The sequence below is a fragment of the Ignatzschineria sp. PL_is040 genome, assembly GCF_055813795.1.
In genome coordinates this window covers 49,067-71,853 of record NZ_JBVPGU010000010.1, presented here as the reverse complement: position 1 = coordinate 71,853, position 22,787 = coordinate 49,067, and the positions used below count along the sequence as shown (strand labels likewise).

The 22,787-nt window shown below is 40.3% G+C and carries 13 protein-coding genes and 1 pseudogene; 12 read left to right on the top strand and 2 right to left on the bottom strand.

All coding sequences use genetic code 11. From position 1 onward, the window contains the following. On the top strand, positions 1–2,815 hold a 2,815-nt coding region (locus AC0SAP_RS09575), incomplete at its 5' end, for an Ig-like domain-containing protein (RefSeq protein WP_473383995.1). A 147-nt stretch (positions 2,816–2,962) separates the two neighbouring features. Next, positions 2,963–3,463, top strand: a pseudogene (locus AC0SAP_RS09570) (alpha/beta hydrolase); the annotation flags it as partial. Between the two features lie 738 nt (positions 3,464–4,201). Here AC0SAP_RS09570 and AC0SAP_RS09565 read toward each other — a convergent pair. Beyond that, positions 4,202–5,764, bottom strand: coding sequence for an AbgT family transporter (locus tag AC0SAP_RS09565; protein WP_109202139.1), 1,563 nt, complete (start codon positions 5,762–5,764; stop codon positions 4,202–4,204). Between the two features lie 228 nt (positions 5,765–5,992). Then, positions 5,993–6,187: a hypothetical protein gene (locus tag AC0SAP_RS09560; RefSeq protein ID WP_473383994.1), complete on the bottom strand. Its 195-nt coding sequence runs from the start codon at positions 6,185–6,187 to the stop codon at positions 5,993–5,995. Between the two features lie 507 nt (positions 6,188–6,694). Between AC0SAP_RS09560 and AC0SAP_RS09555 the strand changes: the two genes are divergently transcribed. The 10 genes from AC0SAP_RS09555 to AC0SAP_RS09510 all read left to right on the top strand — a co-directional run bounded on the left by AC0SAP_RS09555 (position 6,695) and on the right by AC0SAP_RS09510 (position 22,620). Next, positions 6,695–7,549 (top strand): hypothetical protein, encoded by an 855-nt coding sequence (locus AC0SAP_RS09555; RefSeq protein WP_473383993.1) that lies wholly within the window; start codon positions 6,695–6,697, stop codon positions 7,547–7,549. Positions 7,550–7,675: 126 nt separating this feature from the next. Then, positions 7,676–9,100, top strand: coding sequence for a hypothetical protein (locus AC0SAP_RS09550; RefSeq protein WP_473383992.1), 1,425 nt, complete (start codon positions 7,676–7,678; stop codon positions 9,098–9,100). Between the two features lie 411 nt (positions 9,101–9,511). Beyond that, the gene (locus tag AC0SAP_RS09545; protein WP_473383996.1) at positions 9,512–12,268 is read left to right on the top strand and encodes a xanthine dehydrogenase family protein molybdopterin-binding subunit; all 2,757 of its coding nucleotides are present in this window, start codon (positions 9,512–9,514) and stop codon (positions 12,266–12,268) included. Continuing rightward, positions 12,255–12,797: a (2Fe-2S)-binding protein gene (locus AC0SAP_RS09540; RefSeq protein ID WP_473383991.1), complete on the top strand. Its 543-nt coding sequence runs from the start codon at positions 12,255–12,257 to the stop codon at positions 12,795–12,797. The genes AC0SAP_RS09545 and AC0SAP_RS09540 overlap by 14 nt, the downstream gene beginning before the upstream one ends. 12 nt (positions 12,798–12,809) lie before the next feature. After that, the gene (locus AC0SAP_RS09535; RefSeq protein ID WP_473383990.1) at positions 12,810–14,105 is read left to right on the top strand and encodes a c-type cytochrome; all 1,296 of its coding nucleotides are present in this window, start codon (positions 12,810–12,812) and stop codon (positions 14,103–14,105) included. 597 nt (positions 14,106–14,702) lie between these two features. Next, entirely contained in the window at positions 14,703–15,467 is a 765-nt protein-coding gene (locus tag AC0SAP_RS09530) for a gluconate 2-dehydrogenase subunit 3 family protein (protein WP_286481779.1), read from the top strand. A 19-nt stretch (positions 15,468–15,486) separates the two neighbouring features. Continuing rightward, positions 15,487–17,253 (top strand): GMC family oxidoreductase, encoded by a 1,767-nt coding sequence (locus tag AC0SAP_RS09525; RefSeq protein ID WP_473383989.1) that lies wholly within the window; start codon positions 15,487–15,489, stop codon positions 17,251–17,253. Between the two features lie 19 nt (positions 17,254–17,272). Continuing rightward, positions 17,273–18,649, top strand: coding sequence for a c-type cytochrome (locus tag AC0SAP_RS09520; protein ID WP_473383988.1), 1,377 nt, complete (start codon positions 17,273–17,275; stop codon positions 18,647–18,649). Positions 18,650–19,054: 405 nt separating this feature from the next. Beyond that, positions 19,055–20,338, top strand: a complete 1,284-nt coding sequence (locus tag AC0SAP_RS09515; protein WP_473383987.1) for an NAD(P)/FAD-dependent oxidoreductase — start codon at positions 19,055–19,057, stop codon at positions 20,336–20,338. A 563-nt stretch (positions 20,339–20,901) separates the two neighbouring features. Beyond that, positions 20,902–22,620, top strand: coding sequence for a DUF443 domain-containing protein (locus AC0SAP_RS09510; RefSeq protein ID WP_473383986.1), 1,719 nt, complete (start codon positions 20,902–20,904; stop codon positions 22,618–22,620). Positions 22,621–22,787 lie beyond the last annotated feature (167 nt).

Below are 22,787 nucleotides of genomic sequence, written 5' to 3'. Positions count from 1 at the left end.
CGCAGAGCCAGGTTCAACGGTTGAGGTTAAAGATCAAGAGGGCAATAGCTTAGGTTCTGTAGTAGCAGATCCTGAGAGTGGTGCTTATGAAGTTGAGCTTAGCCGCCCAGTAACGGATGGTGAAACAGTTGATGTTACAGCAACCGATAAAGCGGGTAACACTTCAGCAAGCACGCCTGTAACTGGTGAGAAAGATACAATTGCACCAGAAGCACCGACAGCTGAGATTGATGAAGAAGGTCTTGTTGTTAAAGGTAACGCAGAGCCAGGTTCAACGGTTGAGGTCAAAGATCAAGAAGGCAATAGCTTAGGTTCTGTAGTAGCAGATCCTGAGAGTGGTGCTTATGAAGTTGAGCTTAGCCGCCCAGTAACGGATGGTGAAACAGTTGATGTTACGGCAACGGATAAAGCGGGTAACACTTCAGAAAGCACGCCTGTAACCGGTGAGAAAGATACAGTTGCACCAGAAGCACCGACAGCTGAGATCGATGAAGAGGGTCTTGTTGTTAAAGGTAACGCAGAGCCAGGTTCAACGGTTGAGGTTAAAGATCAAGAGGGCAATAGCTTAGGTTCTGTAGTAGCAGATCCTGAGAGTGGTACTTATGAAGTTGAGCTTAGCCGCCCTGTAACGGATGGTGAAACAGTTGATGTTACAGCAACCGATAAAGCGGGTAACACTTCAGAAAGCACGCCTGTAACCGGTGAGAAAGATACAATTGCACCAGAAGCACCGACAGATCTTGAAGTCTCTGATGATGGCAAAAAAGTGACCGGTAAAGGTGAGCCTGAAGCGGAAGTAACGATCACTGATAAAGATGGTAATATCATCGGTAAAGGTGAAGTGGATGGCGATGGTAACTTTGAAGTAGAGCTTGATAAACCATTCATTAACGGTGAAGATTTAGATGTGAGCTTAAAAGATGAGGCTGGTAATGAGTCTGGCACTGAACAAGTAACAGCACCGATGATAGCTTTTGAAGGTACTGTAGGTACTGAGGAAGATACTGAACTCAATATTAGTTGGGATGATTTAGTAGGTGCTGATGGAAATGGGGGTTCCATTATATTTAATGGTGCCGCAGGAGGTGGTCAGCTACTTCTGAATGGAGAAGTTGTAAAAGAGGGAACAACTCTTACCAAAGAGCAGGTTGAAGAAGGGCAATTGACCTTTGTCCCTGGTTTAAATGAAGCAGGATTTGATGGTTATGCTACAGAAGGTGTAGGTGATCAGAAGAGTACCTATGCAGAGTTAGACTATACCATCCAAAAAGAGGTTAATGGTAAACTGATAGAGCAATCAGGCAAGGTATCGATTAATATTACACCTGTCGTAGATGCGCCGGAAGTGGGTATTACTGTTACTCCTAAAGATCAGGAAAATAGTGATAACGGTGAGCAATTAACGAAAGTTAATGGCGGTAGCCAAAACCCTGATGGAACAGGCTTTGATGTTATTAATGGCAAAATCGTTGCGATTGGTGAAAATGTCCGTATCTGGTATACCGATGCGAAAACAGGAAGCACCCAAAATAATAATATTAAGGAGATCCAAGACCTATCCGATGCTGATATAGATGCCATAATCGCTAATAGCTTAAAGGGATTAGATCCAAACTCATCTGAATACGCAGAAAAATTTGCACAGATGAAATCTGACAACTTTAAATCTTACACTCAAGGTAATACTGATGGTGATGGTGATAAGACAGATATCTTCATTCTTCATGAAGGTAGTCTCTATCAGCAAAATGTACAGACAGATAATCAAGGAACGACTTATAGCTCAGGTCCTATTAATGCTGTTAATGGAAATGCACAAGGAAAGCCAGACTTCATTTTCTTATTAGAGAGTGATGGGGTTAAGTATAAAGTGCAGGGAGTAGTGAGCCATGAAGAGCATGAGAGTAACTATAACCATAATGACAACTGGAATATTACAGCTGATGAAAAGCATATTGTTTCAGGATCAAATCAATTAGCAGGAACGATAACCTCTAGTGGTGGCTATATCGGGCAACCTGGGTTAGTTGAAAAGGTGGAAGCATCTGCCGAAATGGATGAATATGACGTCAATATTATTGCGCATGTCACTGACTTAGATGGTAGTGAAAGTATGTTGCAAGATCTTATATTGAAGGGATTACCGGAAGGAGCAGAAGTCATTCATGATGGTAAGAGCTATGTGATTGGTGATAGTGGACAGTTAACCATCACTGGACAATTCTCAAATTATAGTGGCGCTGCGGCATCAAGTACTGAAACACAAGTTAATGCTGACATTGTAATACGTGTACCTAAAGATACAGAATTCACCTTAGAAGTAGAAGCTAAAGCTTATGAGCATGTTCTGGGTTCTGATAAAACAGAAAGTGGAAATGGTCAATATGAGTTTGGTACTGATAACAAGGATGAGAATTCAGATGTTGAAGTGCCCGTTGATAATGATGATGTAGTAACAAATGAACCTCTTCAGGTGAAAAACGCAGATAATAATATGTTATTTAAAGTATTTTCGTCTGGAGAGGAGGATATTGAGCAATTATCTATCAACCAGAAGGGGGCTGTTGATCTTAATGATGTAGAATCTTTCGAGCCTCTGAAAGAGCAAGGTTCTACAGAAACGTTGGTGTTAGATGATTTGATTGCTGATGATGAAAGTAAGAGAGTTCCCTCTTTCGAAGATTCAGATAAAGATCTTGATCCATCTCTAATAGCAGAGACTAAGGACACTGATTTAAATACAGAGACATATGATGTCCAACCAGTGGTTGATCCGTTAGATGACTTGTTAGATCAAAAAATGATTTTAGTCTAATTACAATTTATTAAATTAGTTGATTAATAATCTCGAGAAAAGCACTAACCCTGAGGGATAGTGCTTTTTTATTTAACTTTAAGAATAGAGGAATAAAGAAATTATTTTTATTTGTAATTTTTCGAGAAGGCGGAGACGGCATTTGTTGAGGAGTTTATCCCTTATATTGAAAAAACATTCAATGTTCGTGAAGATCGTGCCGGAAGATCAGTTGGAGGACTCTCTATGGGTGGCTATGGCGCGCTCAATTTAAGCCTTTCTCATCCCGAGCTCTTCTGTGCAGCCGGGGTTTTAAGTCCGGCAATTTATGATCCGCTTCCACCTGAAACATCAACAGCACGTCAAACAGCACAATTTGTAAAAGATAATCAATTTGATGAGAAAGCATGGGGCGATTCGCTCTACACAGCGAGGCTTAATAACTATTATCAGAAAGATCTAGTTGTTCCGATCTGGATTGAATCGGGCGATCATGACTCTTTAGGAATTGTGCTTGCCGCCGCTAAGCTCTACTGGACATTACACACTTATCAGCCTGAAGATGTGGAATATCGAGTGATTGATGGTGATCATGATTGGATGGTCTTTAGAGATTCCTCAATCCGAGCATTACCTTATATGAGCCAAAAATGTGAAGCTCTGAAGTAAGCCTAGAAGGCACTTTACAAAGATTATTGATCGATCTGAGTTAGTTTAATGATTGATGATTATTTTTCATTTGTAACTCTGTGGATACCTATTATATTGATAATGAAAAAATAAGAGAGAATTGAGGTTTATAATGATAAAATTTATAGATTAGTCTATTATTTGAATCTATTATTCTTAATCGCTTGATTTAACCCTCAGGGAAAAACCCATTTTATTATTGGTTTTAATTTTTTTACTAAAGTGAGTCCATTATGCCAATACCCTATAAAGATACACCATTAAGATATCTCTGTTTAGATTGTAAGTGGGTTGGAAAGCCACGCAGTGATAATTTAACTCCTCCCTCTTTTTGCCCTAAATGTGGCTCTATTAAGATAGAGATGGGGGTTGATCAGCGTGACTTTAATAAAGTGGTGAAGGGCTTTAAATTTTAGTTTAAGTTTTAGTTTTAAACCATTTTATATTTGAGAGTTCGGTAAGAGTTCACTAGAGTTAAGCTCATAATGGTTGATCATTAATGAGTTCTATCAATGTAGATTTTTTCAGAAAAAGTAAAGCCCGGTGACGAATGTATAGGTAATGTCATCGGGCTTTTTTGATAGCTATAATTTATCTTGTTTTATATCTACCGCTATTAAGTACTACAAGCGGCAGAATCACTGCTAGTGACAGCTTTTTTGTCATAGATCCCTTGTTATAGATCTTTTGTTGCTGATCGAGCTACTAATCTTTTTTCTATGGGTTGAAGTAGATTGCAGAACCAGGGCCGACCGGAATTCCTAACACAAAGACCCAGATACAGAAGATAGCGACCCAGACTACGAAGAAGACGACAGAGTAGGGCACCATCATCGAAAGAATTGTCCCAATGCCGGCATTACGGCGATATTTAAGTGCGATCGCAACAATAAGTGCAAAGTAGCTCATCATCGGCGTAATAATATTGGTAACAGAATCACCAATACGGTAGGCTGCTTGAATTGTTTCTGGTGCATAGCCTGCAAGCATCAACATCGGAACAAAGATCGGTGCTGTGACTGCCCATTGTGCCGAAGCGGAGCTCATCATAATATTGACAAAAGCACAGATAATAATAAATCCGATAAAGAGTACAATACTATTAATTTCGATACTGGTAATAAAATTTGCGCCGTGAACAACCAGAATTTGTCCAATGTTTGTCCAGTTAAAGAAGGCAATAAATTGCGCGGCAAAGAAGACTATTACCAGATAGAGTCCCATTGAACTCATAGCGCCTGCCATTGCATTGATAATATCTCGATCATTCTTAAACTTCTTCACAATTGCGCCATAAACAATACCCGGCACCGCAAAGAAGATAAAGATAAAGATAACAATGGAGCGGAAGAAGGGGGAGTTTGCAATCTCTCCTGTTGTTTGATTACGTAAAATGCCATTTTCCGGCACGACCATCAATGCAACGATTACGGCTAAGATGACAAAGCTGATACCTGCCCAGATGAGCCCTTTCTTCTCGATTGGGGTAACTTCTGCAGACATGGCAATGTTATCCTCATCTTCGCTCATCTCCGATGAATCGTAAGGACCTAATTGTGGCTCGACAATTTTATCAGTCACAAACCAGCCGAGGAAGGTGACAATAAAGGTACTAAACGCCATGAAATACCAGTTAGCTTCAGCACCAACGATATAATCAGGATCAATAATACGCGCAGCTTCTTGCGTAATTCCTGATAAGAGGGGATCAACCGTTCCTAAGAGAAGGTTCGCTGAATAGCCTCCAGAAACGCCGGCAAAGGCAGCTGCAAGACCGGCAAGGGGATTACGTCCTATTGAGTGGAAGATCACTGCAGAAAGAGGGATGAGAACGACGTAACCTAATTCCCCGGCAGTATTAGACATAACGCCGGCAAAAACAATCGCAGGCGTGGTAAAACGGATCGGTGCTTTTAGGACAACTAAACGCATTCCTGCAGAGAAGAGCCCGGCACTATCGGCAATTCCAACCCCTAACATCGCAACAAGTACGGTTCCCAAAGGGGTAAAGCTCGTAAAGTTCGTGACAATACTAGAGAGAATCTTGCGAATTCCATCGGGATTGAGGAGATTGACAACCTCAATAACGCCACCCGGCACTCTTCCCGGCGCACCCTCTGGACGAGGATCGGTGACGCTTAATCCAAAATGAGATCCAACAGCAGAAGCGATCAGTATCAGGGAAATTAAGATGATAAATAAGACCACAGGATGTGGCAATGCATTGCCCAGCCACTCAAGCGTATTGAGTAGCCGGTTCTTCTTTACTTTGACGGTCATATAGTTTTCTCCGGTTATCTATTTTAGGATCGATCAGATGCTTCGGTAAAAGCATCGCCATATCCAAAAGCGTGCGAGGGTATCGCTACTACAATTAAAAACAGATAGCATCTTGTAAATTTTAATAAAGGTGTAAGGTATATCACACCTATTTTTTACGAGCAAGAAAGCAAATTAGACAATCTGACTTTACTTCTGATCAGAGAGAGCTTTGACCTTAAACTTTAATTAACAGTTCCCTTTTTTCGCTTGTCCAGGTGGGCAGAAGTAGCCCGCTTTATCTTTTTTCTTCTTATTTTTAGAATCAATCACAATCCCGTCAGAATCGATTACCATTCGATTTGGAATATCGGCATGGATTGTACAAGCTGTTAGAAACATTACCGTTGCTATTAGTAGTGCTAGTCTTGTCGATATTTTCATATTTCCCCTTCTTATCTGCTCTTATTGCGCTTCTAACGATCATTGCTGACCTTATTAATCTTCTTATCAAAAGGGTAGTCTACCCGATTTTAGACTTCTTGAAAGCAGGAATTAGAGATGAATGGTGGAGGAAAGAGAGTTTACAGAGAAAGTAATCGAGAGTAACTACGAAGATTTAAAGATATTTTTGACGAAGCTAATCTGAAATAATTGAGGCAAGGTTTTTAGTAATTTCCCATGAAAAGTAGAAAAAAAGGCTATTTAAATATTATTTTATAATGTTATTTATATATAAATATTTACGAGGAATTAATATCTGTTTACAATAAAATATCAATTCGTCTAATGTCATGGGTTTTGTATCTTGATTTGCTTTTTTTAAGCTGTCATTTAATGATTATTATTTCAGAAGCTGTTTTCTTGCGAATGGGTTAGGCGAGTTATGAACAGAAAGCTATTGTTAATAGAAATATGGTTCTCTATTAGTATAGAGAGAAGGAAATTCTAATGTTAAATGGAAAGTTAAAGAAAGATGCAATTGCAAAGTTTGAGCGGGCGAAAGATCAATATGCAGTACTTTTAGAGGTTGTAAGTGAGAAGAGCGAAGTTCTTTTTGCATTACGTTCTGAGGAATCGAAGCAGATTATTGCGCGTTCTGAAGCGCTCTTTTCTGTTATTGCTAACAAGCCGATTGAGTTTGATCGTACATTTGAAGCTTATCATCTTGAGCATCAAGAATTTGATGACCTTTCAGAAGAGATTAGAAAAAAATCGGAAGACGTCAGTTTTAAGGCAGGTAGTAGTGCCGGTGCTGGTATTGCCGCTGGTGCTGGTATAGCTGCTTTTGGTCCTACTGCAGCAATGGCGATTGCAACAACATTTGGAACAGCTTCGACAGGAACAGCAATCTCGGCATTAGGTGGAGCAGCTGCAACGAATGCCGCATTAGCATGGCTTGGTGGTGGTGCCGTTGCTGCCGGTGGAGGAGGGATGGCTGCAGGGAGCGCTTTTTTAGCCTTAGCGGGTCCGGTTGGTTGGGTTATTGGCGGAAGTGCGCTTGTTGGTAGTGGGCTTTTTGCACGTCGTCGAAATGCAAAAATTGCTAAAGAAGCAGATGAAGCGAGGCGAGAAGTTGAGACCTATCGATCCTATTTAGAGGTAGCAGATAGAGCTGTAGACCATCTTATTAGTGAAACTCGGGAGCATCTTGCCGGTATAACACAGATGATGAGTTATCTCGATCAATCATTAACAACGTTTGATTACACTCAGTTCACTCAATCTCAGAAAAATATGCTGATCGCGATTAAAAATCATGTAGAGAGTCTTGCCAAATTGATCAAAATGAAAGCGGAGTTTTAATTAGAACTTCAATAGAGCTTTGAATGATGTTTTAAATGTTATTGCTCAGCTTATATTTTTAGAGCTTCTTTATTGAGAGCAAGAGTAGAGAGTTTGTCACCGCTTTAAATTGAAAAGGACATTATTTTGAAGAGTCGTTCTGTTGAAGACCAGCTTTATAGCGCTATCGTTAATAATATTAATGAGGAGCGTTTTCGTACATTATTTCTCTCACAAAAACTGCAAGATGAGGCCTTTTTAAAGGCATTAGGGCAGGTTGAGATTGTACGTAGTTTTATCTCTACTCCGGAGAATATCTTAGGAAGTGATTTTACAAAGCATGGAGAAATTGCTGAACAAGTTGAAGTTGCGATTCATAATGCTAAGCAGTATCTCAATCAGCAGAACCCAACTGCAACCTTTGAGGGTGTTGGTCGGACAGCTCCGGAAGATTATCTTATTGATGGTGTTGCTGTTCAATCAAAATTTGTTAATGGATTGAATAATAATCTCGAGCATGTGCTTAAACATATGGAGAGATATAGTCATTTTGGTCGAGATGGTAGTTATTACCATATTCCTAAGGATCAATTTGAATTGATTCGACGTATCCATGAAGGGGAAGCAGTTGAAGGTTTAAGTGATAGAACCATCCGCGCAATTGAGGAGAAGATTGCTCGTATAGAAGCGGAGTCGGGAACTTCATTTTCAGAGGTTGTACGCCCTGGTGTCTCTGAATATGCCGAGGTTCAAAGAGGACAAATTAATGAAACTTTAGATCGTCATGAATCGGAACTAGAAGCAGAGAATCGGAGACGGCAACTGGAGATTGAAAAGGAGAATCAAGCAAGTTGGAGTGAAGGGCTTAAAGCGACAGCAATTGCAGCAGCAGTCGGAGGAACGCTCTCATTTGGTATGGCTCTTTATGGAATGTATCGTGATGGCAAGAATCCTTTTAAAGGTGAGATGTCATTAGAAGATTGGAAAAAGGTAGGATTCTCTTCGTTGAAAGGGGGGGTAGGAGGAGCTGTTACAGGTTCTGCGGTCTACTTTTTAACAAATAATGCAAACTTAGCTGCACCATTTGCCGGAGCTTTTGTCACCCTTTCGAAAGGGATTGCTTCTTTAGTGCATGATCTTCATCGTGGGAATATTTCATTGAGTGAATTTCAGATGAATGCCCTCTATCTGGGGGCTGATAGTGCGGGTGTAGCACTAGCAACATTGGCAGGGCAGATCTTAATTCCTATCCCTCTTTTAGGTCCTATTATTGGTTCTTTAGCGGGAAAATTTGTTATCTCAACACTTCTTGGTAGCGATCAAGCTCTAGCTGCAGAGATGGAGACCGCAATGCAACAATTTTTACAGCAGCTAGATATTGAGCAGAGAGAGAAGATCGCATCTCTAAATCAAGCTTTTGATGCCTTAGGAGATCTTCGTAAAGTTGCTTTCGATCTCACATTGAATGAGACATTAGTAGAGTCGAGCATTCTTCTTGCGCATGCTTATGATGTTGAAGTATCAAAGATCTTAAAAGATGAGGCTGATTTAGAACGATTTCTCTTTGGATAAATTCTTATTTGTGGGCTAAATCTTAAAAAAGAACTGTAGAATTACTTAACTAATTTAATTGGTTCGAAGTTTTGGGGTATTAAAGGTAATAAGGTCTTGCGTATTAGTTAAAAAATAATGATTTATATTATATTGGCTTTTAGTTTGATGGAATTCATATTTAGATTCCCCCTCTTTTTATATGAAAAAATAAAAAACAGACAATAATAAAAATAAAAAAATATATATTTTAATTGCCTATATATGTAAATAAATCTATATTTGGTTATATATTGAGCGAATAAACCAAGTGGCTAATTGTTTTTTGCCCGGGATTATCTGCTTAATAATTGAGTTACCTTACAATCTATAGAGATAAGGGAGAATAAAGTGGGACAGAGCAGATTTTCTCGACGAGATTTTTTAAAAACTATGGTGATCGGTGGAGTGACGGTATATATTGCCGCGCCGTTTAGTTTCGCTCATGCGGCACTATTTAATAATGGAATATTAGAACCTGCTTCTTGGGATAAAAAGGATCATCGTATTCGGCATAGATTAGATGCTTTTGCAAAAGTGACTGGTGAAAAAGTATTTGCTTTTGATATTAGAGCGAAAGATATGCCTAATTGGCCAGAGCAACAAGCATACGCCTTTGTTTTACGAGTCACTGAAGCCGATAAAAAATATGAGGGATTCGATCTATCTCTCTTGGAGAAGAACCAATTACTTCCAGATAAAGTTGTAACAGCAGAAATATTAGACGCAGACAGAGTTAAACTCCCCTCCTTTTTTGGTGATGATCTTCTACTGCCTAAAGGGAAAACTCCAGCTTATCTTGGACAAGCGGTAGCTTTATTTATCTACAATGATTTTGCGCGTTACCGTTTTGCAAAAGAGATGCTGCAATTTCGAGAAGATGTCATCCAATACGGAGAATATACTGGTTTTTTAGAAAGAGATCCTTGGTCTACTTATCGAGGCGTGAGAATAGGCGGAGATGATCCATTTGATCCTGATGTCTATTCAGCCATGGAATACTCTGCTATTTCAAAAGAAGGATATCGCAAATATATCCCTTTTTGGCCAGAAGCTAACAAAGGGGGGAATATGGATGAGCGGGGCATGTATTATGCTGAACAATTAGCAAGTGAATTTAAAAACCCTCCAGAAGATTGGTTAGTTTTAGATAGGGAAATTTTCTCTCAATCGATCGATGCATCGGCAATGGAGCCATGTAGTTCTAATGGTTGGTACGATGCAAAGACAAGCTCACTTCATTTTGTCGTGGCAGATCAATCTGTGATGGATGTTAAAAAGCATATCATTCAACTTGTGACGAGTTCTAAATATCCTCTTAAAAATTTTTATTTGCACCCTTGTTCTACTGTTGGGTACGGAACTAAAGGTGGAGCCATAGAGCCCATGTTTGGGGTGGTTGCAACTCTTTATAGTCATTTACCAGTTCGATTTGCTAATAATCGATATGAGCAATTTCAATCAGGAATTAAAAGACATGCCTTTAATATGCGATATCAACTAGCTGTTGATAAAAAGAGTGGGAAAATAGCTTCTTTTATTGGTAATTTTATTGCAAATGGCGGAGGGCGTTGTAACTATACTCCGGGAGTTGTTGCCGTTGGTGCAACAGGTGTACAGGGAATTTATTATATTCCTAAAAGTGACATTATCGCGGAAGGCATAGCTTCACGAGCAGTAGATGCTGGATCTGTAAGAGGGTTTGGCACATTACAATCGATGACAGCATTTGATTCATTACTAGACGAAGCTGCAAAAATATTAGACCAAGATCCCGTACAGTTTAGGTTAAATAACTTAATGAGTGCGGGGATGAAGAATACTCAAGGCGCTATTCCTGCCGGTGATATGCGTGGAGGCGAAGTTCTAAAGGCTTGTTCAGAGCACACTTTGTGGAAAGATAGAAAAGAGAGAAAGTTTCGCTTTGAAAAAGAAAATCCAGGAAAAATTTTAGGGACAGGGATATCTTGTACACAAAAAGATTTCGGTACTGGGAATGAATCATCTTTTGTAAAAATAGAAATTTCCCCAGAGGGTAAAATTTCACTTTGGCATAGTGGTTTAGAGATAGGATCGGGGATGGAAACATCGCAAACAGTTCTTTGCGCAAAATGGTTTGGTGTTCCTGCTCACCACTCTTATTTTGCGATGACTGACTGGCCTGATCTGCCTATGAATACTACGGATAATCATGATTTAACGCAAGAAAAGCAAAATGAGTTATCTAAAAATCCTCTCTGGACTCCTGCTTATAGTTCATCAACTGGGGCGAGTAATTCAGCGTATTATTTTTCACATGTGACCTCAGAAGCGGGGAGAGTACTTTTTGATTATGGGATATGGCCCGCTGCACTTTCTATCTGGAGTGAAGGGATTGGTGGGGGACAAGCAGATCCCCTTACTGTAAGAAGAGAGGATGCTCGTTGGACAGATGCAGGTTTAACTGCTGATGGGTTAGAGCCTCTCTCTTTGGAGAGAATTGTGAAGCGACTTTATGAAATAAAAGGATTAACAGGCGTTGTAGCTCATGGTTATAATCGTTGGCAGTGGGCCGTTGCTGATTTTAAAATTCTTAAAGAGACGGTATCGTTACCATTAGATGGATTATCGCTTAAATGGGCTGACGATACAAAATACCATATTAATGAGCGGTTATTTGTGAGATATCCGGCTGTTCAACGTAATAATGCCGCAGTAACAAACTATACAGCGGTGGCTATTGCGGTAGAACTCTCTATTGATCGGGCAACTGGGGAAACTACGGTATTGGATCATCACTCGGTTCTTGAATGCGGCAATATGATTGTTCCAGAACTTGTCTCTGGGCAAATGCAAGGAGGAATTGCAATGGGAATAGGGCATGCCTTATATGAATATCTCCCCTTGTATGAAGATGGACCTGGTAATGGTACTTGGAACTTTAACCGATACCATTTACCGTTAGCTAGTGAGGTTGCTGTTTGGAAGCAGACCCAGGAAGTGTTGCCACCTTTATCCGATACTGATCCTCCTAAAGGAATGGCAGAAGTTGCGATGATACCTGTTGTCTCGGCTATTACAAACGCTATAGCAGATGCCACAGGGCACTATTTTTATCATCATCCTATTCGCCCCAATGAAGTTTTGGAGGTTCTCAATGCAAATAATTAATAAGCCGCTCTCATTAAAAATTAATGGCAAGATGGTTGGCCCAGTAGATTTACCGGAAGGGATTAGTATGCTCGATTTTTTACATGAGTATTTAAATCTTACCGGTACAAGAATGGGATGTAATCAAGGAATATGCCATGCTTGCGTCATTATAGTAGATCATCCTGATGGAACGAGCGAGGAGATGAGAACCTGCATTACTGGAGCCCACTTTTTTAATGGGAAATCGGTGAGAACTATCGAAGGTATCGCTAAAGAAGAAGCGGGAAAAGAGATCCCATCGCCAATCCAACAAGCGTTTATGGATCACTTTAGTTTTCAATGCGGTTACTGTACACCTGGCTTTGTCAATGCTACCACTGTTTTTATGGAGAAACTGGCAAAAGAACCTATTGTTGAAGCTCAATTAGAGCAAGCGATTTTAGAGGCACTCAACCCCCATATCTGTCGTTGTACAGGATATGTGCGTTACTATGAGGCTGTACGAGATCTCGTTATGAATACACCAGGCTTAATTAAGAGTGAATAGGGGGAAATTATTATGAGAACTAGTCGTAAAGAGAAGGGGGAGCAAGCTTCTAGAAATCGCCTATATAGATGGGGGGGATATCTTCTTATTTTAATTATTGTTTTTTTACTAGTTATCGTTGGACTCTATTTTTTTGAGCGATTGAAACCCACCGGCCCTAAGCAGGTTGTGAAAAGTAGTGTGGAGGAGATAGAACGAGGGCGTTATTTAGCGGCTGCTGCGGATTGTGCTTCTTGTCATACGGCTGAAAATGGGGCGCCATTTGCCGGAGGCTATCAGCTCAATACTGCATTTGGAACTATTTACAGTAGTAATATTACACCATCGGAAAATTTTGGAATAGGTCGTTGGAGTAAGGATGATTTTTATCGTTCTATCACAGAGGGGGTCTCGCCTATTCATCGTAACCTTTATCCTGCAATGCCTTACCCTTATTATGCTAATGTGACTCGGGAAGATTCAGATGCACTCTATGCATATTTTATGTCCATTCCTGAAGTTAATGTCGCCCCACCTCATAATAAGCTTACGTTTCCATTTAACCAGAGAGCTTTATTAATGGGGTGGAATCTACTCTTCTATGATAAGACACCGCTTCCGACTATCTCCAAAGGAGATTCGCCACTCTGGAATCGGGGAGAGTATCTGGTTAATACATTAGGTCACTGTGCGATGTGTCATACACCGATGGGGGAATTTGGAAATATCGATCGGGATAAGATGTTTCAAGGAAATATTGTCGGTCGATTTTTAGCACCCGATATTACAGCCAAAGGTTTAGCTGCAAGAGGATGGAATAAAGAGGGATTACAACGTTATTTTTCCGAAGGGATTGCGCCTCAGGGCTCAGCATTTAGTGATATGTATTTAGTCATTCATAATAGTACAAGTCATTTAGAGGCCCAAGATATTGAAGCTATTACGACTTTCTTATTGGGGGATGAGCCTCCTAAAGCGAAGTTGATTGTTGAGGGCGATATTCCGATGGATGTCCCAGGTTATGATACCTATCTCAATTTATGTGCGGGTTGTCATAATATTGATGGAAAAGGGAAACCCAATGTGTCTGTTGCGTTAGTTGGAAATAGTACCGTAATGAACCCAGATAGCCATAATTTAATCGTAACTATCTTAGATGGTTTGCCATGGCAGTCGTTCCCTAATGATGAACGCTTTCAGGCGATGCCAGAATTTGCTTCTGAGATGTCAGATAGTGAGATTGCTACCTTAGTGAATTTTTTACGGATTCAATGGGGGGGATTACCCGGGAATGTGACAGAAAAAGATGTTTCCGAATTGCGCCATTAATAGCTTAATAATTTTCACTACTATGTGGACGGATTAGAAGAACGAAAACTTATAAAAAGAAGAGCATACAGTAATTACTTTTGTAGTTCTGTATGCTTTTTTATTTTATCTTTTTATCTTTCCCCATAAATACTTAATTTAAAAGACCTTATGTGATAATTTTTGTGATTGCATACCGTACTAGAGATTTTTTATATTTCTATAAATTTAATCTAAAATCATTATTTAATATTGACTTAGCAATCTGATCTATATCATTTAGCTATACAGTGCTCTCTATATTAGATCTATACTAGATCAATATTAATAAATAAATTAAATATCTATATACATTAGTCAATTTATTTAAATCGGTATTAGTGGTAGTCTGTTAATAATTAATCACAAATTTAAATGAAAATTAAATGAAAAATTAGATAAAATTTAAGTCTAACTTGAATAATGAATTTATTATTTTTTAACGTTCCTTAAGTGGAGTTTAAATTTAATGGTGTTATTCATTTTCATTTAATTAGATTATTCCGGTCAGTCGATTGAGATGGGTTGGCGAGATAGGTTAATAGACTCAGAGCGAGTCCTAGATAAGAGGAGTACTGTATGGCTCAAGATGATAAAAAGGTGAATCAGTTTAGACGGGGATTTTTGGGGACGACCCTAAAAGCGATCCCTGTAGCGGCGATTACGGCAGTGGGTGCCGGAAAGGTGGCAAGCGCCATTCCTGAAGCGCCTGGATCTGTCGATTCAATGGCAGATCTTTCAGAAAATCCGGCAAAATATATGCCGACATTCTTTAACGATGAGGAGTATGACTTTATTCAGAGTGCAGTAGACCTCTTAATTCCAGAAGATGAGTTAGGTCCAGGTGCCATTGCAACAGGTGTGCCTGAATTTATCGACCGACAGATGGATACCCCTTATGGGCATGGGCAACTTTGGTATATGAAAGGCCCTTTTCATCCTGAGATTATGAAGCAGACCCCTACATTGGGTTATCAACTCAATATGACTCCGAGAGATATCTATAAATCAGGAATAGCGGCATTTAATCAATGGTGCATCGATCGGTATAAGCGTCAATTTGTTGATCTCAACCATCAAGAGCAGACAGAAGCGATGACACTTTTAAGTGATGGGAAAATTGAGTTCCCTGATGACGCTGTCTTTGCATCGGTCTTCTTCTCTCAATTATGGGGTAATTGTAAAGAGGGCTTCTTCTCCGATCCGATGTATGGCGGAAATCGCGATATGGCCGGTTGGCAGATGGTCGGGTTCCCCGGCGCAAGAGGAGATTATCTCGATTGGGCAGATCGATATAATGTGGAATATCCATTACCACCTGTCTCCATCCTTCCTAAGAAATAGCGCAGAATAAAGGCATATTATGGCAATAGAGAAAGAAAAAGTAGATGTAGTATTAGTTGGGTTTGGTTGGACGGGTGCGATCTATGGTGTCGAGCTGACAGCTGCCGGTCAGAGTGTTGTTGCACTTGAGCGTGGACATATGCAGACGACAGCAACCGATGCGAAGTATCCGCAAGTGATCGATGAGCTCAATTACGCAGTGAGAGGCAGAATGTTTCAGCCCTTAGCGAAAGATACCTTAACCATTCGACATAAAGAGGGTGATACCGCAGTTCCTTACCGTGAGTATGGTTCATTCCTACTTGGAAATAATGTCGGTGGTGCCGGATTGCATTGGAATGGTATGTTTTATCGTTATCTTCCGAACCAACTGCGTCTTAGAAGTTATTATGAAGAGAAGTATGGCGAAGATGCGATTCCCCAAGATATGTATCTGCAAGATTATCCTGTTACTTATGAAGAGTTAGAACCTTTCTTTGCAAAATTTGAAGAGGTGTGTGGTGTTTCGGGGCAGGCCGGTAATATTAAAGGGGTACAACAGCCGGGCGGAAATCCATTTGAAGGCTGGCGTTCAACGGCGTTTCCCAATAAGCCTTTAATCAATTCTTATGCTTCAGAACTCTTTAAAAAAGGGTGTGAGGCGATGGGGTATAATCCTTATCCTGCGCCGGCGGCGAATGCTTCCGCGCCTTATACCAATCAGTATGGCGTCCGTTTAGGCCCTTGTAATTATTGTGGTTTCTGTGAGCGATTTGCTTGTTATAACTACTCTAAGGCATCACCGCAAACGACGATTCTTCCAGTATTACTGAAGCGCCCTAATTTTGAATTAAGAACCAATGCCAATGTTATTAAGGTTAATACGGATAGCAGCGGAAAAAAGGCAACCGGTGTGACTTATATTGATGCACAAGGTAATGAGGTGTTTCAGCCGGCAGAGATGGTCATTCTCAATGCTTATGCAATTCATAATGTTCGTCTGTTGCTCTTATCGAAGATTGGTCAGGTGTATGATCCCAAGACTGAGACAGGTACTTTAGGGCGAAGTTACGCCTATCAGCGTAGTGTGGGTGTAAAAGTCGTGATGCCGGAAGGAACAAAACTCAATACCTTTATCGGTACAGGTGCCGGTGGCGTGACGATGGATGACTTCAATGAGGTCACCTTTGATCATACAGGATTAGGCTTCTTAGGAGGCGCGAGTATCCGGACCACCATTTCGGGGGGACGTCCTATTTTACAAACCCCAACAAAAGCAGGTTCACCAAAGTGGGGAAGTGGTTGGAAAAAAGCGACGCAAGAGGGATATCAGCGAATCTTCTCGATCGGTATCTCTGGTTCAGTGATGTCTTATCGTGATGCCTATCTCGATCTTGATCCAACCTACACTGATAATCATGGGCTACCGCTTCTTCGACTTACCTTCAATTGGCATGAGAATGAGAATAAGATGGTCAATTACTTGATGGAGAAGATGGCAAAAGTAGGGGAGGCAGCTGGAGGTAAAGTGGAGTATAAGCCTTATGCATTAGATGCACCTTACGATACTCGAATCTATCAAAGTACACATAATACCGGTGGTGCAATTATGGGAGATGATCCGAAAACGAGTGTGGTGAATAAGTATCTGCAACATTGGGATGTGCCTAATCTCTTTGTCTCTGGTGCAAGTGCTTTCCCACAGAACGTTGGTTATAACCCAACAGCGCTTGTAGGCGCGTTAGCTTACCATTCGGTACACAATATTGTGACCAAATATCTTAAAAACCCCGGGCCGATGGCTTAATAACTAGAAGGAGATAGCGATGAGAATTATCAGAAATATTATAATTTTAGTTATTATTTTAGCCATTGTTGTAATTGGTTTCTTTAGTTTCTATAAAGGGGCGAGTTCAGAAATTCAGCCTACTGCAAAGTTGAGTAAAGAAGAGCTGATTACGCGCGGTGAGTATCTTGCAAAAGCAGGGGATTGTGCCGCTTGTCACACTAGCGATAAAGGAGATTTTGCCGGCGGTATAGGGCTCGATTCCGGGACGCCTGTCGGTTTGATCTATCCAAGCAATATCACGCCTGATAAGGAGACCGGGATAGGAAATTACTCCTTAACAGATTTTGATAATGCAGTGCGATATGGATTGAAAAAATCGGGTGATGCGCTCTATCCGGCAATGCCTTATCCTTCATTTGCTTCTGTGGCTAGTGAAGATGTGGAAGCGCTCTATAACTACTTTATGTATGCGGTAAAACCGGTCAATAATAAGATGCCGGTTGTGTCGGGCAGTTGGCCTTTTAATATGAATTGGCCGGTTAATGCTTGGCGTTTAGCTTTTGCGCCGGAGGTAACGAAGTTAACTGCTTTTACAAGTAATGATCCGATAGAGCGGGGGGCTTATTTAGTTGAAGGGTTAGCACATTGTGGAACTTGCCATACACCACGGGATGAAGCGATGGCGGAAGTCGCCTATAAGAATGATCCTGATCGCCGTTATCTCTCTGGTGGTAAAACTTTAGAGGGATGGAATGCGGTTAATCTCCGTGGTGATGATATGGATGGATTAGGGCGAATGAGTCACGATGAGCTTGTAATGTTGTTAAAGAGTGGACGCAATAGTACCTCTGCCGTATTTGGCTCGATGGTTGCTGTTGTCAATGATAGCTTACAGCACTTAACAGATGCCGATATTGATGCGATTGCAAGTTATATCAAATCTCTATCGCCAGTGAATCCTAATGGTCAGAAATATCACTATAATCCTGCCACATTTGATGCGCTCTCCAATGGTCATGTTGATGAGCCGGGCGCGTTAACTTATCTTAATAATTGTGCTGCTTGTCACCGTTCTGATGGTAAAGGCTATGCCGAGACATTCCCTGCGCTTGCCGGTAATTCAGCGATCTTAAATGAGAATGCGGACTCCTTAATTACATTGATTTTGAAAGGAAGCCATATGCCGGGAACGATTGAAGCGCCGACAGAGTATGCAATGTTAGGTTATGCATGGCGCCTTGATAATCGTGAAGTAGCCGATCTTGTGAACTTTGTCCGTAATAGTTGGGGCAATAGTGCAAAGCGGATCGAAGCGCATGATGTGCGAGTGATTCGTGATCAGGTTACAACGCCAGAGATGATTCGTTATCAAGAATCAGAGATCAATAGTGTACCGCCTTATAATGTAGAGTAGATTACTGTGTGTCGATACTAGATGTAGTAAGAGATAAGTAAGAGATAAGAGTTTATCCTGATGGGTAAGCTCTTTTTTTATATTCTCTTGCAAGAGTCTCTTGTAGGAGGCTGTGTAGGCTAACTATTTTTAGTTTTTATAGACTCAATTATTGGGTTTTTTATTAGATCAATTATTAGATTTAAAAAATAAATAAAAATATAGTATTTATGTAATATATAATGAATCAAGTAATCTCTATTTTCTCTATTTGATGAGATCATCGATTAGGTCATCAATTAGGTCGTTAATTAGATCAAACTTCTTGATATTTAAATAGTTGATTTTAAGTAGTCGATATTTAGATAGAAGATCTACTAGAGAGAAGATAGAACCATCTTTAATTTAATAGAGAGGTATAGTTATATGAGTAAAAAGAGAGTCCTAGTTCTTGGTGGGAATTTTGCCGGTTTAGGCGCAGCCCAAAAGATTCGTGAATATGCGAAGGATGAAGTTGATATCACCGTTATTGACCGTAAGTCCTACTTGCTCTATGTACCCAATATTCCGGCAGAAGTGTTAGAGAATCGTAATCCGGAATATTCATTAAAGATGGATATTCCAAAAACATTAAAGAAAGATAAGATCGACTTTATTCATGCAGAAGTGACAAAGATCGATCCGGCGGCACAAACAGTCTCTATTATCCCTAATGAGCGTCCTGGCGCAGAAGCGCATGAGATGAGTTACGATTATCTTGTGATCGCACTAGGTGCTAAGTTAGCTTTTGATAAGATTGAAGGTTTCGCAGAGTATGGTGATACCGTATCAGATTTCTATCATGGTAATAAATTACGTAAAAAATTGCATGATGGAACCTATAAAGGGGGGCCTATTGTTGTTGGGTCTGCTCGATTCCATCAGGGTGATGGCGCAAAAGGTTTAGAGCCTTATCCTGGCGGACAGATTCCTGATGCGATGGCGGCGTGTGAAGGACCACCTGTTGAGATCAGTTTAGGTTTAGCTGACTGGCTTCAACGCCATAAAATGGGAGATGCCTCAAAGATCACTATCACAACACCCGCTGAGATGATTGCAGAAGATGCGGGCGATAAAGTTGTTCCGCAGTTGCTTGAAGTTGCCGGAAAGATGGGTTTTAAATATGTGAACAATACCAAAGATATTGTGAAGCTAACGAAAGATTCCATCATCTTTGCCAATGGAATGGAGTTGCCAGCAGAGCTTAAGATTGTCTTCCCTGATTGGGTCGCGCACGATTTCTTAAAAGGCTTAGAGATTAGTGATAATCAAGGTTTTATTATTACAGATCTCTTAATGAGAAATCCTAAGTATAAAAATATCTTTGCCGCCGGAGATTGTGCTGCGGTAACGATGCCAAAATTAGGGGCGATCGGTCACCAGCAGTGTGAAATCATTGGTCGTCAAGTAGCTATGGATCTAGGTAAGATGGTGCCAGAAAAAGCAAATGAGCCATTGAAACCTTGGGTCTTCTGTATCGGTGATATTGGAAGCGGTAAAGGATTCTATATCCGATCTAATTCTTGGTTTGGTGGTGACACACAAGTTCTAAAGATGGGGCGCCTCCCTTATATGTTGAAGATGCAGTATAAGACCCTCTTCTTTGAAACAGATGGAAAAGTTCCTGTTTGGGGCCCGGATGTTGCCGAGATTATGGCAGAGAAGCTTTAAGAAAGTCATTTAGATGATAAAGAGCTATAGCAAGTGTAGAATAGCTTAAAACCGAAGACCTCAGTATTCATAATTAATACTGGGGTCTTTTGCGGTTTAACTCTTTAAATGCAAGTTGCAGAGGTCTTTATTTTACTCCGCTTAGAATTTTGGTTTGTTCAGTGAGTAGCAATTATATGTTACTTCTGTAAAATGGGGCTAATCTCAATATCTATTCATATCTATTAACATCTATTTATGCCTATTTATATCTATTGGTGTTTGTTGAATAGCCTGCTTCCATCTATCTGTTTATCTGTTTATATTTACATTTGATCTCATTGTTTAATGAATGCCTGATAGATATTTCAGATATTGATATTTCAGATATTAAAACTTCAGGTATTGAAACTATTTAAAATTATTTAACTTTATTTGAAAGTTATTTGTGACAGACTTTGATCAAGGTGAAAATACGATATTGCGTATATATCACTTATGGAGAAAGAGAAGAGTCTTAGAAGATTAAATCTTAAACGCATATCAGTTTTATGCAAAGTAGAGGAATTTTGGTTAAAAAAGGAATGCAGAAAAATATTTTTCATCGCTCCAGTGGGGGCATTCTCTTAATAGCGATACTCCTACTCTCTTTGATGGGGGGTGGGTTAACATTTGCACAGAGCAATACGCAAAGTAGCGAACCACGAAGTGTTGTGCAGGAGAATACTGCATCGCTTAATCAGATTCGGGGCAATCTCGATGATGTAAATGCAAAACGAGAAGTGATTATTGCAGAATTGAAAGAGACTACCGATCCTGATCACCGAATGAGTCTTGAGGTGACGCTCTCACAGCTCGATCAGCAGAAGCGTAATTTTGAACGAATGTTTGAAAGGACTGCGCTTGGGGGATTAGAGGTTGAGCTCTTTGATATCTCCGATAATGAAGAGGAGGAGATTCTCCATTATGATTGGCAAAAAGAGCTGATCAAGATTGTTCAGCCTGTCTTCAGTTCACTTCAAAATTTAACGGAATCACAGCGCAAGCGTGATTTTATCCGTACAACTCGTGCTGAGCTAGAGCAGAACCTTATTGCGATTGATGAAGCATTGATCCATCTTAATGAGATTGATGAGTCTGAACTCAATCCCGCCTCTTTAAAGCAACTCGATAAGATCAAAAATAGTTGGGAGATTAAGCGTGCTTACTATGCCAATCAATTAGAGTTGATTAACTTACAATATCGAGAACTTGAGAAGGAGGGAACGCTCTCTGAACGGATTACTCAAGGAACTTGGAACTTTATTACCAATGAAGGAAAGATTCTTCTCTATAGCTTAGGGACATTTTTTGGACTACTCTATATTTTTTCTTGGATTTTGCGTCGTCTTGTTAAACGTCATGAGCGTAAAGTGCAAGAGAACCGACATACAAAACGAGCGAATCTTCCTTGGCGTTTAATGTTGTTGCTCTATGAGATCTTCTCATTTATTATCGCCTTTTCAGCGATGCTCGTTATTTTGCACTCATCGGGCAATATGGTGCTCTTCGGCTTTGCGATCTTAATTATCTTAGCAATGCTGATCAGCTTCCGTAATTCGGTGCCAGCTTATTTTAAGCGTCTTCGCACCTTCCTCAATATGGGGTTAGCACGTGAAGGGGAGCGTGTAATGTATCAAGGGATTCCATGGGAGATTGAGCATATCAACCTCTATTCTGTCTTTCTCTATAATCCCCTTCTCGATAATGGAAGAATTCGGCTCACAATCGATCTACTTGAGAATATGATCTCTCGGGATGTTCCGCATGATGAAGCGTATTACCCAACAAAAGCGGGAGATATTGTCATTATCGATTCAATTTATGCAGAGATTGTGCGACAGACGCCAGAGACGATCTATCTCAATAGTTATGGAGCGGCGATTGAGTACGGAACCGAGGAGTTTGTAAATCGTAAGCCCAAAAATATCACTGATGGCTATGCAGCGAGTACACAGTTTGTTTTAGATCAAGATCATCGACATGATGATATCGATGCAATTTTAGAAGCGCTTAAAGTCACTGCAACGGCAGAGATTGAGAAAGATCCTGAGATGGCGGCAACAGTTTTAGGCGTTCATTCCAACTATCGTGGAATAAACCCTTACGGCGATCTGATCTTTGGAATGAGTATTAGCTTTGGCCCTAATGCCGCAGGTTACTACAACTCGGCACCGCGACTGTTACAGAGAAGCGCGCTAATTGCCGCTGAGAAGAATCAGTGGAAATTGCCACGTAAGGGATATATTGCCGTAGCGGAGTAATCTAGTGGAATAATATCTCTTATCTTATTACAAGACCTTTATTGGTCTAATAGAGTCGATAAGCGCTAATGAAGGAGTACTTTTGATAAGTGCTCCTTTTTTATCAAAATATTTTTTTGAGATCTTTTCTTTTGAGATCTCTTTCATTTGATCTTTTAATTTTGTGA